The sequence below is a fragment of the Caballeronia sp. LjRoot31 genome (genome assembly GCF_964253885.1).
GTDB lineage: Bacteria > Pseudomonadota > Gammaproteobacteria > Burkholderiales > Burkholderiaceae > Caballeronia.
This window is the reverse complement of record NZ_CAXURX020000003.1, coordinates 791,578-807,348: the sequence shown is the minus strand read 5'-3', so window position 1 is coordinate 807,348 and position 15,771 is coordinate 791,578. Positions and strand designations below refer to the sequence as shown.

11 protein-coding genes are annotated in these 15,771 nt (G+C 59.7%); 8 read left to right on the top strand and 3 right to left on the bottom strand.

The annotated features are described in order from the left end of the window. Positions 1–715: 715 nt before the first annotated feature. Positions 716–1,573, bottom strand: coding sequence for an oxidoreductase (locus ACSQ8V_RS32385; RefSeq protein WP_213768807.1), 858 nt, complete (start codon positions 1,571–1,573; stop codon positions 716–718). Positions 1,574–1,816: 243 nt separating this feature from the next. Beyond that, positions 1,817–2,707, bottom strand: coding sequence for a LysR family transcriptional regulator (locus tag ACSQ8V_RS32380; protein WP_213768806.1), 891 nt, complete (start codon positions 2,705–2,707; stop codon positions 1,817–1,819). A 155-nt stretch (positions 2,708–2,862) separates the two neighbouring features. On the opposite strand from ACSQ8V_RS32380, the gene dld reads away from it, so the two are divergent. Beyond that, the gene (dld, locus tag ACSQ8V_RS32375) at positions 2,863–4,602 is read left to right on the top strand and encodes a D-lactate dehydrogenase (protein ID WP_436208532.1); all 1,740 of its coding nucleotides are present in this window, start codon (positions 2,863–2,865) and stop codon (positions 4,600–4,602) included. A gap of 1,094 nt (positions 4,603–5,696) precedes the next feature. Here the strand turns inward: dld and ACSQ8V_RS32370 are convergent. Beyond that, the gene (locus ACSQ8V_RS32370) at positions 5,697–6,518 is read right to left on the bottom strand and encodes an SDR family oxidoreductase (RefSeq protein ID WP_436208531.1); all 822 of its coding nucleotides are present in this window, start codon (positions 6,516–6,518) and stop codon (positions 5,697–5,699) included. Positions 6,519–6,630: 112 nt separating this feature from the next. Between ACSQ8V_RS32370 and ACSQ8V_RS32365 the strand changes: the two genes are divergently transcribed. The 7 genes from ACSQ8V_RS32365 to ACSQ8V_RS32335 all read left to right on the top strand — a co-directional run bounded on the left by ACSQ8V_RS32365 (position 6,631) and on the right by ACSQ8V_RS32335 (position 15,467). Beyond that, positions 6,631–7,545 (top strand): LysR family transcriptional regulator, encoded by a 915-nt coding sequence (locus tag ACSQ8V_RS32365; protein ID WP_436208530.1) that lies wholly within the window; start codon positions 6,631–6,633, stop codon positions 7,543–7,545. A gap of 263 nt (positions 7,546–7,808) precedes the next feature. After that, entirely contained in the window at positions 7,809–8,777 is a 969-nt protein-coding gene (locus ACSQ8V_RS32360; protein WP_436208529.1) for an ABC transporter substrate-binding protein, read from the top strand. A 108-nt stretch (positions 8,778–8,885) separates the two neighbouring features. Then, entirely contained in the window at positions 8,886–10,400 is a 1,515-nt protein-coding gene (locus tag ACSQ8V_RS32355) for a sugar ABC transporter ATP-binding protein (protein ID WP_436208528.1), read from the top strand. Next, a complete protein-coding gene (locus ACSQ8V_RS32350) occupies positions 10,397–11,434 on the top strand; it encodes an ABC transporter permease (RefSeq protein WP_436208527.1) in 1,038 nt (345 codons plus the stop codon). Before ACSQ8V_RS32355 ends, ACSQ8V_RS32350 begins: the two co-directional genes overlap by 4 nt. Further along, a complete protein-coding gene (gene yjfF, locus ACSQ8V_RS32345) occupies positions 11,431–12,525 on the top strand; it encodes a galactofuranose ABC transporter, permease protein YjfF (protein WP_436208526.1) in 1,095 nt (364 codons plus the stop codon). Before ACSQ8V_RS32350 ends, yjfF begins: the two co-directional genes overlap by 4 nt. A gap of 207 nt (positions 12,526–12,732) precedes the next feature. Next, positions 12,733–14,475, top strand: coding sequence for an IlvD/Edd family dehydratase (locus ACSQ8V_RS32340; protein WP_213768097.1), 1,743 nt, complete (start codon positions 12,733–12,735; stop codon positions 14,473–14,475). 62 nt (positions 14,476–14,537) lie between these two features. Beyond that, a complete protein-coding gene (locus tag ACSQ8V_RS32335) occupies positions 14,538–15,467 on the top strand; it encodes a Gfo/Idh/MocA family protein (protein WP_436208525.1) in 930 nt (309 codons plus the stop codon). Positions 15,468–15,771: the final 304 nt, after the last annotated feature.

Here is a 15,771-nt window from a genome sequence, read left to right as displayed (position 1 = left end):
GGTAAATTCGAAGCACAATGTTCTATCGCGCAACGCAATAACTTTGCTATGCTTTGCGGCGAGGCGCCATGTGAAGCTGCGCATAGGCGACTATCCGATCCCCTGACATGTCTACGTCCAACACTGCGCCCATCACCTCGCCGTCCAACACCGCGGTTTCGGCGACGCTGATCGCGTGAATGTTCAGGTCCGGTCGAACGACAGGCTCACCCTGCACCACCGGTTTGCGAGGTCTTGTGGCCTTATTTCTGTTCGTACCACTCGCGGGGCCGCCCCCTTGAGTCTGTTCGCCGTTCCATTACACCCGGCTCCCGTCAACGACCTTGCCCCGACATCCAGGTAGCGACTTGTGTTTGTTTTTTTAACCCTCTTGCCAATGGTCAGACAATAAGGTTCCCAATAAATTCAGGCTATAAGAAATACGGATTACGTTGGTTTATCGAAAGGTATTTGTCGGATTAATTTTTTCGGATGGCATTGCATGTCACCCACTACATCCATTGAGTCACTGGACAAGTGTGGTAGAAACGCGACTGCTTGAGTGCGTCCATTTCCCCTATGGCATAAGGCGGAAAATAATTAGAAGCTTATAAAACTAATTTTTATGCCGTGGGATAAAGCGCACCTTATGAGCCGCACAACCGGATCGGCGCCGGCGACTCGATCCAGTGTGGTCCAATCAAACTGGAATCGAGCCGGCAACTGCGTGGATCTACTAGCCAGGGAAATCGGCGCTCAGGGTGGTGGCTTCCCATGCGGCAATCTCGGCGCGCAGAGCCTCCAACTTGATTTGGACACGCTCCAGCCCGTTGCTGCCCAGAATCAGATGACCGGGAGGCGTTGGCGACTGCACCGCGGCGATGATAGCCAGCGCCGCGCGTGCCGGGTCGCCTGGCTGCTTGCCACTAGCGGCCGAGATGGTAGCGCGGCGCTTGCCAGCGCTCGCCGCGTAAGCCTCAATCGGTTGTTTAGCTTGCTTCAGCGAACGTCCTGCCCAATCGGTACGGAACGGCCCGGGCTCGACCGCCGTAACCTTGATCCCCAAATCGGCCGTCTCCGCGGCCAACGCTTCGCTCAGGCCTTCCACCGCGAACTTGCTGGCGGCATAGTAGCCGCTTCCCGGATTGCCGATCAGGCCGCCTACGGACGTGATGTTGACGATGTGCCCGGCGCGCTGTTCCCGCATCGCGGGTAAGACGGCCTTGATGGTATCGGCAACACCAAAGAAGTTGACCTCGAACATCTCGCGCACGTCCTGATCGTCGCCTTCCTCGATGGCGCTCAGGTAGCCATAGCCGGCATTGTTGACCAACACGTCAATGCGACCGAATTGTTGCAGGGCCTTTTCAACGGCGTGTTTGATCTGGCTGGGCTGGGTTACATCGAGTTCGAGCACCAGTGCGCGGTCACCGTAGCGCTCGTCAAATTCTGCCAGCGAGCTGGGTTGACGAGCTGTCACGACAGCACGCCAGCCTTTATCAAGGACGGCAAGTGCGAGCTCTCGGCCGAATCCGGTGGAACAGCCGGTAATGAACCAAACGGGTGCTGGCGAGGGAGTATGCGTGGACGGCATGAGGTTCCTTTTTGACGAGAGCCGCGCGGCTGCTAAACCACACGGTAGGGATAGCGGGATAAAAAGTATCGCATGTTGGAGCGCGTCGCGTGGTCGGCTGCTCGCCTGCAGGTCATCGCTTCGATAAGCCTTTCAAGCGCCTTATATCCTCGCCGCCGGGGGGCGACAGCGCTGGTTGCGCGGGGGTATCGCCAGTTACGCGGCTTGGTCGCCGAGACACGGCGGTCTGTGCACAAGTTGAAGTCAGCGGGCCACTCGCTGCTGCCGCAAAATCCTGACGAAGTTCAGCACGGTCGGCGACTTTTCGCGCTGCCGATGGATCAATGCGATACCGGTCGAAAGCGGCTTGCCCTGCAGTTCGTGATACGACACGCCTTCAACCTGGATCTGCCCGATCGACGCGGGAACCACGGCAACACCAAATCCAGCCGCGACTAGGTTTGCCGCCGATGAAATCTGTGGCGACTCCATGCCGATCGAGGGCGCGAAGCCAGCTTCGCGGCACGCGCTGATGATCGAGTCGTATAGATCCGGCCCGATCGGCCGCGGAAAGAGGATGAACGGATCGTCCGCGAGGTTGGCCAGATCGACGCGCCGTCGCCGGCTCAGGCGATGGTTCGCCGGCAGCACCGCCAACATGTCTTCATCGACGAGCGGTTCGACGATCAGATCCCGGCAGTTCAGCGGCATGCGCACCAGCGCGGCGTCGAGCTGCCGCTCGGCGACCCGGTCGAGCAGCAGCGAGCTATTGCTTTCCTCACAACTAATGGCGACGTGCTCATACGCATGCCGATACTTCTGCATCGTTGTCGCGACCACGGGGTGAAATACCGTCGAGCCCGCGAAACCAAGCGATAGCCGTCCCGTCTCTCCGCGCCCCGCGTTCTGCACCTCAACGAACGCTTGCTGTGCGTCCTCGACGATACGCCGCGCGCTTTCGCGAAAGAGCCGTCCTGCTTCGGTCAATTCGACGCGGCGCGGATGCCGGATGAAGAGCTGGGTGCCGATTTCCCGCTCGAGCTTCAGGATCTGCTGGCTCAAGGGCGGCTGGGCGATTCCCAGATGCGCCGCGGCATCGGTGAAATGCAGATGCTCGGCGACGGCGAGGAAGTAGCGCAACTGGCGAAATTCCATATCTTTTTCGTCTCCAAATAGCGACTTCGAGATATTGGACTAATGACCGGCATGATTTTAACCTTTGCGTCAACCTGATGCGCTTAAAGGCCGCACTCGAAACGGCCGGATGAAATCGATGCGCGTCACGCTCAACATTTCCTCAGGAGAATTTCATGTCAACAGCGCGCGTACCAATGGCAACCCTCCCGGCCGACGCGGCCAACACGTTGATTGCCGACCTGCGCAACATCGTCGGCAAGGAGCACACCCTGACCGATGACGGCGCGACCCGCCGCTACCGCACGGGCTTTCGTTTTGGCGCAGGCAAGGCGCTCGCGGTAGTGCGCCCCGGCACGATCGTCGAACAATGGAACGTGCTGCAGGCTTGCATCGCGGCGAATGTGATTGTCATCACGCAGGCGTCGAACACCGGTCTCACGGGTGGCTCGACACCTGACGGCAACGACTATGATCGCGACATCGTGATCGTCAGTACGAGCCGCATGAAGAAGGTGTACGTGATCAACGATGGCAAGCAGGTCGTTTGCCTTCCGGGGGCGACACTCGACCAACTGGAAAGAATACTGAAGCCCCTTGGCCGCGAGCCGCATTCGGTGATTGGATCGAGCTGCATCGGCGCGTCGGTATTCGGCGGTGTCTGCAACAACTCGGGCGGTGCGCTGGTGCATCGCGGCCCGGCGTATACGGAGATGGCGGTATTTGCGCAGGTCGACGCGGCAGGCAAGCTGAACCTGGTGAACCATCTGGGAATCGAACTTGGCGAAACACCCGACGGCATCCTTGGCCGGCTTGAGCGCGGTGAGTTCTCGGATGCCGATGTCCGGCACGACGCGGGCGCCGGATCGGATCACGGCTACGCGACTCACGTCCGCGAGATCGATGCCGATACACCGGCGCGCTTCAACGCGGATCCACAGCGCCTCCATGAGGCGTCGGGCTCGGCCGGCAAGGTGATGGTGTTCGCGGTACGGCTCGACACGTTTCCGATCGAGCAGAACGCAAAGGTTTTTTATATTGGCACGAACCGGCCCGACGAGCTCACTGAGATCCGCCGTCACGCGCTGCACGACTTCAAACACTTGCCGATCTCGGGGGAATACCTTCATCGAGATGCATTCGATATTGCTGAGGAGTACGGCAAAGATACCTTCCTCGCAATCAACTATCTTGGCACGTCCCGGCTGCCTGCGCTGTTCGGACTAAAGAGCCGTTTCGATGCGCTGTTCGATCGCCTCGGGTTTTTCCCTTCGCATTTCACCGACCGCGTCATGCAGGCTGCGAGCCGGCTGTTTCCAAGCCATCTGCCGCCGCGTATGAAACAGTATCGAGACAAGTACGAGCATCACCTGATGCTGAAAGTGACGGCCGAAAGTGTGGAAGAAACGCGTGCCTTCCTATCAAGCTATTTTGAAAGCGCCACCGGCGGCTATTTCGAATGCACCGACGAAGAGGGCACGAAAGCGTTCCTGCACCGCTTCGCCGCTGCCGGCGCCGCGGTCCGCTATCGCGCCGTGCACACACGGGAAGTGGAGAACATCGTCGCGCTCGACGTTGCTTTGCGCCGCAATGATCGCGACTGGATCGAGACGCTGCCGGCGGACATCGAAGAGACGATCTCTATCAAGTTGTATTACGGCCACTTCCTGTGTCACGTGTTTCATCAGGATTACATCGTCAAGAAGGGCAATGACTGCCTTGAAGTCGAACACAAGATGTGGACGCTGCTGGACCGGCGCGGGGCCGAGTATCCGGCGGAACATAACGTTGGGCATCTGTATCGTGCGAAGCCTCAGCTCGCCGCGTTCTATCAGCAGATCGATCCTTGCAATTGCTTCAACCCGGGGATCGGGCAGACGTCGAAGTTCGCGAAGTACCGGGAAGTGGTGGGTTAGGTGTCGGGGTGGTCGGTTAGGTGTCGGGGTGGTCGGTTGTGGGTTAGTGGTCGGGGTCTATGCCGGGTTGGTGCTTTCGGCCGTGGTGGTCTGCGTGACTCGGATTTTTTCTTTATCACTATTAGCCACTGTGCGTGGCGGCACGTCATTTCTTTGTCCAAAGCGACAAAGAAACGAAGCAAAGAAAACGCTTTCAACCACGCTACCCTAAGTGTCCACAGCGTGCAGTTTCTATTCATGGGTGCCCCAAAAGCACGGTGCTCGCCAGAGCGAAGGATGTTTGAACCCCTCCTTCTCGCGAATCCTGACACGAACACGCTTCGCCCCGTACGCTCTCGGGCAAGCACAATTGCCAATGAACCCGCACGGCCTTACAGGTATTTACGGCTGCGGTTTTTTGACAGGTTAGCTACTTGGTCTGTGCGACCGTATTCATTGACCACGGCTTGATGCGTGTTTGTGTTTACTGCTTCAGTTTTTGTGAATTGGCTGCGCGTTCTGTACAGCTATTTTCGTCGGTTACGCCCGCCCGCATCTTTGCGGCCGCGTTTCTTGGCGGGTTGGCGACGAGGTTCGAGGCGCATACACATTTAGAGGGAGGTCGTCCGCGGATAGCGCGGGGTGCTCCTTGGGCAGGTTCCTTAGCAATTGTGCTTGCCCGAGAGCGTACGGGGCGAAGCGTGTTCGTGTCAGGATTCGTGAGAAGGAGGGTTTCACACATCCTTCGCTCTGGCGAGCACCGTGCTTTTGGGGCACCTATGAATAGAAACTGCACGCTGTGGACACTTAGGGTAGCGTGGTTGAAAGCGTTTTCTTTGCTTCGTTTCTTTGTCGCTTTGGACAAAGAAATGACGTGCCGCCACGCACAGTGGCTAATAGTGATAAAGAGAAAATCCGACTCTCGCAGACCACTAACACTGAAAGCAGCAACCCGGCATTGACCTCTGACCACTAACGCCGAAAGCACCAACCCGGCATAGACCCCGACCACTAACCCCAGAACCGACTACCCCGGCATAAACCCAGAACCACGAGCGCCAGCAGACCTCCCCCTCACGCCAATCCCCCCAACGCTATGACCGCCGCCCCAAACCTCATGCAGAAGGAAACCGCGCCCGCATGAAATCGATATAGTCCTGATCATCCAGGTTGCGGCGCGCCTTGATAAAGCCGCGCGCATCATCGCCGACAAGGTAGCGCAAGCGGTCAGTACCATCGGTCGCCGCACCGTGAATGACGTGCGCCACCTCTTCCGCCGTGATATTGCTCGCCGCCGCGAGATTGGCGAAGGCCTCGCTCGTGCGGCCGACAAAATTGTCATAGTCCTTCAACGCGTCGCTGCTCGCCGCGCTTTGCGCCAACCGCTCGTTAAACCGCGTGCTCGTCACGCCCCCGTGCGGATCAACGAGCTTCACGCCGATACCTTGCGACGCCAGTTCATACGACAACGCTTCAGAGAAGCCCTCCAGTGCGAACTTGCTCGCGCAGTAGAGCGAGATCATCGGCAGCGTGAAAATGCCCGCCCCCGACCCGACGTTCACGATCACACCGGACTTGCGCGCCCGGAAATGCGGCAGGACCGCACGCGTGACGTTCATCACGCCGAACACGTTGACGTCGAACTGCGTCTGGATGTCTTCCCGCGACAGCGCCTCGAACAACCCGTATTGACCATAACCGGCGTTGTTGAGCAACACATCGATCGCACCAAAGCGCGCGATGCCGGCATCGACGGCGTGTTGAATACTGTCGACGTCCTGCACATCCAGCTTCTCGACCAGCAGATTGTCCGCCTCAAGCGACGCGTCGGGATGACGCATCGTCGCAACCACGTTCCAACCCTTCGCGGCAAACAACGCCGTGCTCGCCCGGCCAATACCCGACGACGCGCCGGTAATCAAAATCGTCTTGCTCATGGTTCTGTTTCCCTGACCGTTGATGACATGCGGACAAGGTAACAACCCATGATCGATGCGACAATACGCACAATATCGCATGGGTTAATGCAAGTAATCGAACAATGGAACAATGAACAAGACAGCGTTATCCGAACTGACATCGGTGGCGTCGGTTGCGGCACACCGCAGCTTTCGCGGCGCCGCGAAAGAACTCGGCATGTCGCCATCGGCGCTGAGTCACGCGGTCGCCGCGCTCGAACAGCGCATGGGCGTGCGCTTGTTTCATCGCACTACGCGCAGCGTATCGCTGACCGAAGCCGGCGAGCAGTTTCTCGCGCGCATCGGTCCCGCACTGCGCGAAATCTCCGCCGCAATGGATGAGGCCAACACGCATCGCGCAACACTGACGGGCACATTGCGCATCAACGCGTCGGAAGGCGCAGCGCTGCGGTTGATAAACCCTGTCGGCTATGAATTCCTGCGGCGTTATCCCGACATGAAGCTCGACATAGTGACGGACGCGCGGATGGTGGACATCGTCGCGGAAGGTTTCGATGCCGGAGTCCGGCAGATCGGCCACGTGCCGCAAGACATGATCGCCGTGCCTTGCAGTGCGGCGGTGCGCTTCCTGGTGGTGGGCGCGCCGGCGTATTTTTCCGATCGCACCCGGCCGATGGTGCCCGACGACTTGCGCGCGCATGAATGCATTCGCGCCCGCCTGCCGGGCGGCGCGCCTTACAAGTGGACGTTCGGGCAACACGGCGAGCGCATCGATATTGAGGTGCCGGGCGCACTGACGCTCGACAGCCCGCATCTGATGCTCGACGCCGCGTTTCACGGCGTCGGCCTTGCATGGATGAGCCAGTGGGCGGTGGCCGACCACATCGCCGCCGGCCGCCTCGTCAGCGTGCTCGACGACTGGTCCGAGCGTGCACCCGGGCTTTGTTTGTACTACCCCGGGCACAGGCATGTGCCGGCGGGATTGCGCGCGTTCATCGATGTCATTCGCGAGTGCGCGGCGTCCGATCCTGATACGCCTGACTGACGCTTTTCAGCGCTGGAGTCCCTTACCGCCAGCGGGCGGCCGCTTCAACGAGACAAGCCAATTCCGGCAATCCGCCCGCGCCGACACTCCCCTTCGCCATACCAATTCTGGTATCGCAAATACCAAATAACTGATTGGACCGCCATGAACCCCGGCGCTACGCTTCATTCCGGTACGACCTGAACCAGTTGACCGCGCAAAAACGCATAAGCACGGATAAGCGCGGCAGTACCGAACATAAACACAAACAATCGGAGACAACCATGAGACATGCTCGACGCGCAGCCATTGGTGCGCTGCTTGGTGCTGCGCTATTGCTGGGCGCAAACCTGACCGCCCACGCCGATGACAGCAAGATCACCCTGGGTTTCTCACAGGTCGGCGCGGAAAGCGCCTGGCGCACGGCCAATACCGTTTCCGTCAAAAGCGCGGCTAAAGACGCCGGCATCAATCTGAAATTCTCCGATGCCCAGCAAAAGCAGGAAAACCAGATCAAGGCGATCCGCTCTTATATCGCGCAGAAAGTCGATGTGATCGCGTTCTCCCCGGTCGTGGAATCCGGTTGGGAACCGGTACTCATCGAAGCGAAAAACGCCGGGATCCCGGTGATTCTCACTGACCGCAATATCGATGTTAAAGACACATCGCTGTACGTGACCATGATCGGCTCGGACTTCCTCGAAGAAGGCCGCCGCGCGGGCAGATGGCTCGAAGAGCACTACAAGAACGACGCCGGTCCCATCAACATCGCCGAGTTGCAGGGCACGGTCGGCTCAGCGCCCGCCAACGATCGTCGCGCCGGACTGCTGGAAGTGATCAAGAACGATCCGAAGTTCAAGGTCATCGCGTCGCAAAGCGGCGACTTCACGCTCGCGGGCGGCAAGCAGGTCATGGAAGCCTTCATCAAGACCTACGGCAAGCAGATCAACGTGGTCTATGCCCATAACGACGACATGGCGCTCGGGGCAATCCAGGCGATGGAAGAAGCCGGCGTGAAGCCCGGCCGCGATGTGAGCGTGGTCTCGTTCGACGCCACCAAGGGCGGCTTCGAAGCCATGGTCGCGGGCAAGATCAATGTCGACGTGGAATGCAGTCCGCTGCTCGGACCGCAACTCATGACCGCGGTCAAGGAAGTGAAGGCGGGAAAAACCTTGCCCAAGCGCATCGTGACCGATGAAACCATTTTCCCGATGAGCGTTGCAGCGCAGGTCTTGCCACAGCGCAAGTACTGAGCCGCCGCGGTTGCGGAAAAAACACCTGACAAACGCGAGTCCGTCACATAAGGCGCAACAACGGCGGACTCGTTGCGCACTTTCAACCTCCCTTTTCGGCCTTCGTTCATGACCGGCTCGCCCATTCTTGAAACCATTGGCATCTCCAAGTCGTTCCCAGGCGTCAAGGCGTTGCAGAACGTGGACTTCAGTTTGTTTCCCGGAGAGATTCATACGCTGATGGGCCAGAACGGCGCCGGAAAATCGACGCTCATCAACGTACTCACCGGCGTCCATGCACACGATGCCGGCGAGATACGGCTTGGCGGCGAAACCGTCAATTTCGCCAGCCCGCTTCACGCGGAAGCGGCTGGAATCAGGACGCTTTATCAAGAAGTGAACCTGTGCCCGAATCTGTCCGTCGCTGAAAACGTGTTCGCCGGAAGGCAGCCGAAGAAGCATGGTGCTATCGACTGGAAGACCATTCATGCACGGGCCGAAGCGGCGCTCGCCGAGCTGAACGTCTTCCTGGATGTGACCAAATCACTCGATACCTATCCGATCGCCGTGCAGCAGATGGTGGCAATCGCACGCGCGGTCTCGGTGGATGCGCGCGTGCTGATCCTCGATGAACCAACGTCAAGCCTTGACGACGGCGAAGTCGCAAGGCTCTTCGATGTGCTGCGCACGCTCAAGCAATCGGGCATGGCGATCCTGTTCGTCACGCACTTTCTTGAGCAAACCTACGCGATATCGGACCGCATCACGGTCATGCGCAATGGCGAACGCGAGGGTGAATATCTCGCCCGCGATTTGCCGGTGGAACTGCTCGTTTCAAAGATGGTGGGCCATGAACGGATGACCGAGCGCCTGAAGCGTGCGGCTGACGAACCGCCCGCGCACAAGGCCGCTGTGCCGCCGTTCTTCGAAATGCGCGGCATCGGCCGGCGTGGCGTGATGAATCCCGTTGATATCGACGTACAGCCCGGCCAGATCCTCGGGCTGGCCGGCTTGCTCGGTTCCGGCCGCACCGAAACCGCCCGGCTCCTGTTCGGCGCGGAGCGGGCGGACGTGGGCGCCATGTCTATCGACGGTAAGCCGGTAAAGCTTCGTTCTCCTCGCGATGCGGTGCGCCGTGGCATAGGGTATTGCCCGGAGGACCGGAAAAAGGAAGGCATTGTCGCGGATCTTTCCATACGAGAGAACATCATTCTCGCGCTGCAGGTGCAACGCGGCTGGTGGCGCGTTATACGCAAGGCAAAACAACGCCAGATAGCGGATGACTATATCGAGCGGCTGGGCATCAAGGCGCCCGATGCCGAACAGCCCATCGGACTTTTGTCGGGCGGCAACCAGCAGAAGGTCCTGCTCGCGCGCTGGCTTGCGACGGAACCGAAGATGCTGATCCTCGATGAACCCACGCGCGGCATCGACGTCGCGGCCAAATTCGAAATCATGGATCGCGTGCTGGCGCTGTGCGCGAAAGGGCTCGCCATTGTATTCATCTCTTCCGAGGTGAGCGAGGTCGTGCGCGTGAGCCATCGGATTGCAGTGCTGCGCGACCGGCGCAAGGTGGCGGAGGTCGAGGGACACGCGGCGTCGGAAGATCAGGTGTACAGACTCATTGCGGGAGGCAGCCGATGAACCGCATCAAAGCCGCTTTGCAACATCCTCTCGTATGGCCGGCCCTCACGCTCGTGCTGCTGATCCTGCTCGACCTGAGCCAGAACGCGCACTTCCTCTCAATCACGATGCTCGACGGCCACTGGTTCGGCGCGCCTATCGATATTCTCAATCGTGCCGCGCCGCTCGTGCTCGTCTCGCTCGGCATGACGCTCGTGATTGCAACGCGGGGTATCGATATCTCCGTCGGCGCAGTCGTTGCAATCGCCGGCGCGGCAGCCGCCAGCATCCTCGCCGACGATCCCTCGCGGGTCAGTGAAGCACTCGCCGCCGCGCTCGCAGTGGGTGTGCTCGCCGGCATGTGGAATGGCGTGCTGGTGGCGTTCGTCGGCATGCAGCCGATCATCGCGACGCTGATCCTGATGGTGGCCGGCCGCGGCGTCGCGCAGTTGCTCACGGGCGGCCAGATCATCCCGATCGGCGCACCCGGATATCTCATGGTCGGTGGCGGTTATCTGGCCCGCATGCCGTGTTCCGTGTGGGTCGCGGCCGGTGCGATTGCCGCAACCGCGCTACTCATGAATCGCACCGCGCTTGGCATGTTCATCCGGGCGATCGGTATCAATCCGGTGGCCACGAAACTGGTCGGCTTGCGCGCAAGCGCAATCGTGTTCGGGGTCTATACCTTCTCCGGGCTGACGGCGGCTATAGCAGGCATTTTGATCAGCTCCAACGTGCGTAGCGCCGACGGCAACAACGCCGGACTGTTGCTCGAACTCGATGCGATCCTCGCTGTCACGCTCGGCGGCACGTCGCTGCTCGGCGGGAAGTTCAGCCTCGCGGGCACCGTGCTCGGCGCGTTGATCATCCAGACGTTGACCTACACCACGTACTCCATCGGCGTGCCGCCTGAAGCAACGCTCGTCGTGAAGGCAGCGGTGGTGCTGGTGGTCAGCGTGATCCAGTCGGCCACTGCCCGCACGATCATCATGCGGCAACTGAAACGCGCCCTTTCCTACGCCCTGAAAAAGCCCCTTGCCGAGGCAGCAAAATGAGGAACCTTCTCGACCGCCTGGTCGATCCGCGTACATTGCCGATCGTCGTCACCATCGTTTTGTTCATCGCGCTCTTCGGCTTCGGCTCCGTGATGTACACCGGATTCTTCTCGCTGCAAGTGTTGCTCGGCCTGCTCGTCGACAACGCATTCCTGTTGATCGTCGCGATCGGCATGACGTTTGTGATCGTATCGGGCGGCATCGACCTGTCGGTGGGATCGGTCGTCGCGCTGACGACCATTCTCTGCGCCGTATTCGCTGAACACCTGCACTGGCCGATATGGGTGATCGTGCCGCTCGTGCTCTTGCTGGGCGCGATGTACGGCGCAGCGATGGGCGCGCTGATCCACTTCTTCAAACTACAGCCGTTCATTGTCACGCTGGCGGGTATGTTCCTCGCGCGTGGCGGGTGTTTCCTGATCACCACGCAGTCGATCACCATTAACGACCCCAGCTTTCACGCGCTGTCGGGCTTTCACATCGACATTCATGGCGCGTCGCTCACGGCCGGTGGCCTGATCGCCATCGCAACGCTTCTGCTCGCCATCTTCGTCGCGCACTTCACGCGCTTCGGACGCAACGTCTATGCGGTCGGCGGCAACGAACGTTCCGCGTTGCTGATGGGGCTGCCAGTGGCGCGCACGAAGGTCGGCGTGTATGCATTGAGCGGCTTCTGCTCGGCGCTGGGCGGCGTGGTGTTCACGCTGTATGTGCTCTCGGGCTATGGCTTGCAAGGCCAGGGCATGGAACTCGATGCCATCGCCGCCACGGTCATTGGTGGAACCCTGCTCACGGGTGGGGTTGGTTACGTGATCGGGTCGGTCTTCGGCGTGGGCATTCTCGGGACCATCCAGACGCTCATTACGTTCGATGGCACGCTGAGTTCGTGGTGGACCCGTATCGTGATAGGAGCCCTCCTGTGTGCGTTCTGCCTGTTGCAGCGTGTGATCGAACGGCATGCGGCGCGGCGCAAATCGGATGGGACGGCATCGGGTGAACGAGCGGGATCGAAGCTAAAGCGGCGAGATGCGGTACGGCAACACGATGCGGCGAACAAAGCCGATCCCGTTGCGCTTGGATCCAGAAGTTAACGCGCCCCCGCCAAAAACACGCGCTGCAGTCGCCGTTCCCGTTGACAGCAGTAAGACATGTAAGACAGCACGACTGCTCTGCATGCTCTATAAAAGGGATAGGTCAGCGCGTCTTGCGAATCACCAAACAGGTCTCGAACGGGAGGCGCGTTCGTGCAAATGAAGCCTTGAAATAGCAAACGAATAGCAAACGGTAAGGAAAAATCGATGTCAGACGCAAAACGCCCGCTGCGCTCCGCCCAATGGTTCGGCACAGCCGACAAGAACGGTTTCATGTACCGAAGCTGGATGAAAAACCAGGGCATTCCTGATCACGAATTCCAGGGCAAACCGATTATCGGCATTTGCAATACGTGGTCAGAACTCACGCCTTGCAACGCGCATTTCAGGAAGCTCGCCGAGCATGTGAAGCGCGGGGTGTTCGAAGCCGGCGGATTCCCGGTCGAATTCCCCGTGTTCTCAAACGGCGAATCGAACCTTCGCCCGACCGCCATGTTCACACGCAATCTCGCCAGCATGGACGTGGAGGAATCGATCCGGGGCAATCCGGTCGATGCCGTCGTGCTGCTCGTCGGCTGCGATAAAACCACGCCCGCGTTGTTGATGGGCGCAGCGAGTTGCGACGTGCCGGCCATTGCGGTAAGCGGCGGCCCGATGCTCAACGGCAAACATCATGGCCGCGATATCGGCTCGGGCACGGTGGTCTGGCAACTTAGCGAGCAAGTGAAGGCCGGCAAGATCACGCTGCACGAATTCATGTCGGCGGAAGCGGGCATGTCGCGCTCGGCCGGCACGTGCAACACCATGGGTACCGCATCCACCATGGCCTGCATGGCCGAAGCACTTGGCGTTACGCTACCGCACAATGCGGCAATTCCGGCCGTGGATTCCAGGCGCTACGTGCTCGCGCATATGTCGGGCATGCGCATTGTGGAGATGGCGCTGCAGGATGTCCGGCTCTCGAAACTCCTGACGAAAGAAGCCTTCGAAAACGCGATTCGCGTGAACGCGGCGATTGGTGGATCGACGAATGCAGCGATTCATTTGAAGGCAATCGCTGGGCGCATTGGCGTGAATCTGGAACTCGATGACTGGACGCGCATTGGCCGCGGCACACCTACGCTGGTCGATCTGCAACCATCGGGGCGCTTCCTGATGGAGGAGTTCTATTACGCGGGCGGCTTGCCCGGCGTGATCCGGCGCCTGGGCGAAGCAGGCCTGCTGCCCCATCCCGATGCGCTGACGGCAAACGGCCATTCGTTATGGGAGAACGTGAAAGAAGCGCCTATCTACGACGAAGAAGTCATTCGTCCACTCGACAAACCGCTCGTTCCCGACGGCGGCCTGTGCATCGTGCGCGGCAATCTCGCACCCAATGGGGCGGTGGTCAAACCGTCGGCCGCGACGGCGGCGTTACTCAAGCATCGTGGCCGCGCGGTCGTGTTTGAAAACTTCGATGACTACAAGGCCCGCATCGGAGACCCCGAACTGGATGTGACGGCCGACTCCGTTCTCGTGTTGAAGAACTGTGGGCCGAAGGGCTATCCAGGCATGGCTGAAGTGGGCAACATGGGCTTGCCGCCCAAGTTGCTGGCGCAAGGCGTGACCGACATGGTGCGGATCTCTGACGCACGCATGAGCGGCACGGCCTATGGCACGGTGGTGCTGCACGTTGCGCCCGAAGCGCGAGCCGGCGGTCCGCTGGCGGTGGTGAAGGAAGGCGACTGGATCGAACTGGATTGCCTTGGCGGAACGCTGCACCTTGACGTCAGCGATGCGGAACTCACCTCCCGTCTCGCTAATTGGGCCGAAGTGCAAACAGTTGCGATTGCGGATACGAGCGGGTATAGAAAGCTGTATGTCGATCACGTCCTGCAAGCCGACCAAGGCTGCGATTTCGATTTTCTCGTAGGATGCCGAGGTGCCGATGTGCCGCGGCATTCGCATTAATCCCGCACGTTGCGCACTACCGTTACGTACCACATCAACGAAGCTTTCTTTAAGGTCCAACCATGACAGAACAAGTTGCGATAGGCATTGCCGGCGTCGGCAAGATCGCTCGCGATCAGCATTTACCCGCTATCGCCGGTCATTCCGGGTTCAAGCTCATTGCAGGGGCGAGCCGGAATGCGCGGATCGATGGGGTCCAGAATTATCAGAATGTCGAAGACATGCTGGCGGCGGAGCCGCTTTTGCAAGCCGTGTCGTTGTGTGCGCCGCCGCAAGTCCGTTTCTCCCAGGCGCGCGCGGCGCTTGAAGCGGGCAAGCATGTGATGCTGGAGAAACCGCCGGGTGCGAGCGTGACCGAAGTTACCGTGCTCGCTTCCTTGGCGCAGCAAAATCAATGCACCTTGTTTGCGTCGTGGCATTCCCGTCATGCTCCAGGTGTTGAAACCGCGCGTGCGTGGTTGGCCGGTAAAGAAATTACGGCGGTGAACGTCCTGTGGAAAGAAGATGTGCGCCGCTGGCATCCGGGTCAGGAGTGGATCTGGCAACCGGGCGGCCTCGGTGTATTCGACCCGGGTATCAACGCGTTATCCATCATCACGCGTATCTTGCCGCATGCGTTTTTCCTGAAGTCAGCAGAGTTGTTTGTTCCGGCAAACCGGCACAATCCGATTGCCGCGAACCTTGATTTCAGCGACGCGCTTGGCACGCCAATCCGGGCGGAATTCGACTGGCGATTTGGTCCGGAAGAATTGTGGCAGATTGAAGTGACCACCCGCGATGGTGTGTTGCATCTGGCTCAGGGCGGGAAGTTTTTAAAGATCGATGGGGAGGTGAAGGACATCGGACGGGAGAGGGAATATCCAAGCCTTTATGATCGATTCTTCGAGTTGATCTCGACCGGTTCAAGCGATGTCGATGTCAGTCCGCTTCAGCATGTTGCCGATGCGATGCTGCTTGGCGGGCGGCATGAGGTTGAGAAATTCGAGGGGTAGGGAGGGGTTTGTTCGCGGGCGGTGGTCAGGGGTCTATGCCGGGGGTGTTGGGTTCTGGGGGTAGCGGTCGGGGTCAGTGCCGGGTTGCCAGGTTCTGGGGACAGCGGTCGGGGTCAGTGCCGGGTTGCTGCTTTCGGCCTTAGCAGTCTGCGTGAGTCGGATTTTCTCTTTATCACTGTTAGCCACTGTGCGTGGCGGCACGTCATTTCTTTGTCCAAAGCGACAAAGAAACGAAGCAAAGAAAACGCTTTAACCGCTCTACCCTAAGTGTCCACAGCGTGCAGTTTTCATTCATAGGTGCCCC

Excerpts from the sequence above, each read along its gene's own strand:
- yjfF (WP_436208526.1), top strand. The coding sequence starts at position 11,431 with ATGAGGAACCTTCTCGACCGCCTGGTCGATCCGCGTACATTGCCGATC.
- ACSQ8V_RS32365 (WP_436208530.1), top strand. The coding sequence starts at position 6,631 with ATGAACAAGACAGCGTTATCCGAACTGACATCGGTGGCGTCGGTTGCG.
- ACSQ8V_RS32355 (WP_436208528.1), top strand. The coding sequence starts at position 8,886 with ATGACCGGCTCGCCCATTCTTGAAACCATTGGCATCTCCAAGTCGTTC.
- ACSQ8V_RS32350 (WP_436208527.1), top strand. The coding sequence starts at position 10,397 with ATGAACCGCATCAAAGCCGCTTTGCAACATCCTCTCGTATGGCCGGCC.
- ACSQ8V_RS32335 (WP_436208525.1), top strand. The coding sequence starts at position 14,538 with ATGACAGAACAAGTTGCGATAGGCATTGCCGGCGTCGGCAAGATCGCT.
- ACSQ8V_RS32385 (WP_213768807.1), bottom strand. The coding sequence starts at position 1,573 with ATGCCGTCCACGCATACTCCCTCGCCAGCACCCGTTTGGTTCATTACC.
- ACSQ8V_RS32340 (WP_213768097.1), top strand. The coding sequence starts at position 12,733 with ATGTCAGACGCAAAACGCCCGCTGCGCTCCGCCCAATGGTTCGGCACA.
- ACSQ8V_RS32380 (WP_213768806.1), bottom strand. The coding sequence starts at position 2,707 with ATGGAATTTCGCCAGTTGCGCTACTTCCTCGCCGTCGCCGAGCATCTG.
- ACSQ8V_RS32360 (WP_436208529.1), top strand. The coding sequence starts at position 7,809 with ATGAGACATGCTCGACGCGCAGCCATTGGTGCGCTGCTTGGTGCTGCG.
- dld (WP_436208532.1), top strand. The coding sequence starts at position 2,863 with ATGTCAACAGCGCGCGTACCAATGGCAACCCTCCCGGCCGACGCGGCC.
- ACSQ8V_RS32370 (WP_436208531.1), bottom strand. The coding sequence starts at position 6,518 with ATGAGCAAGACGATTTTGATTACCGGCGCGTCGTCGGGTATTGGCCGG.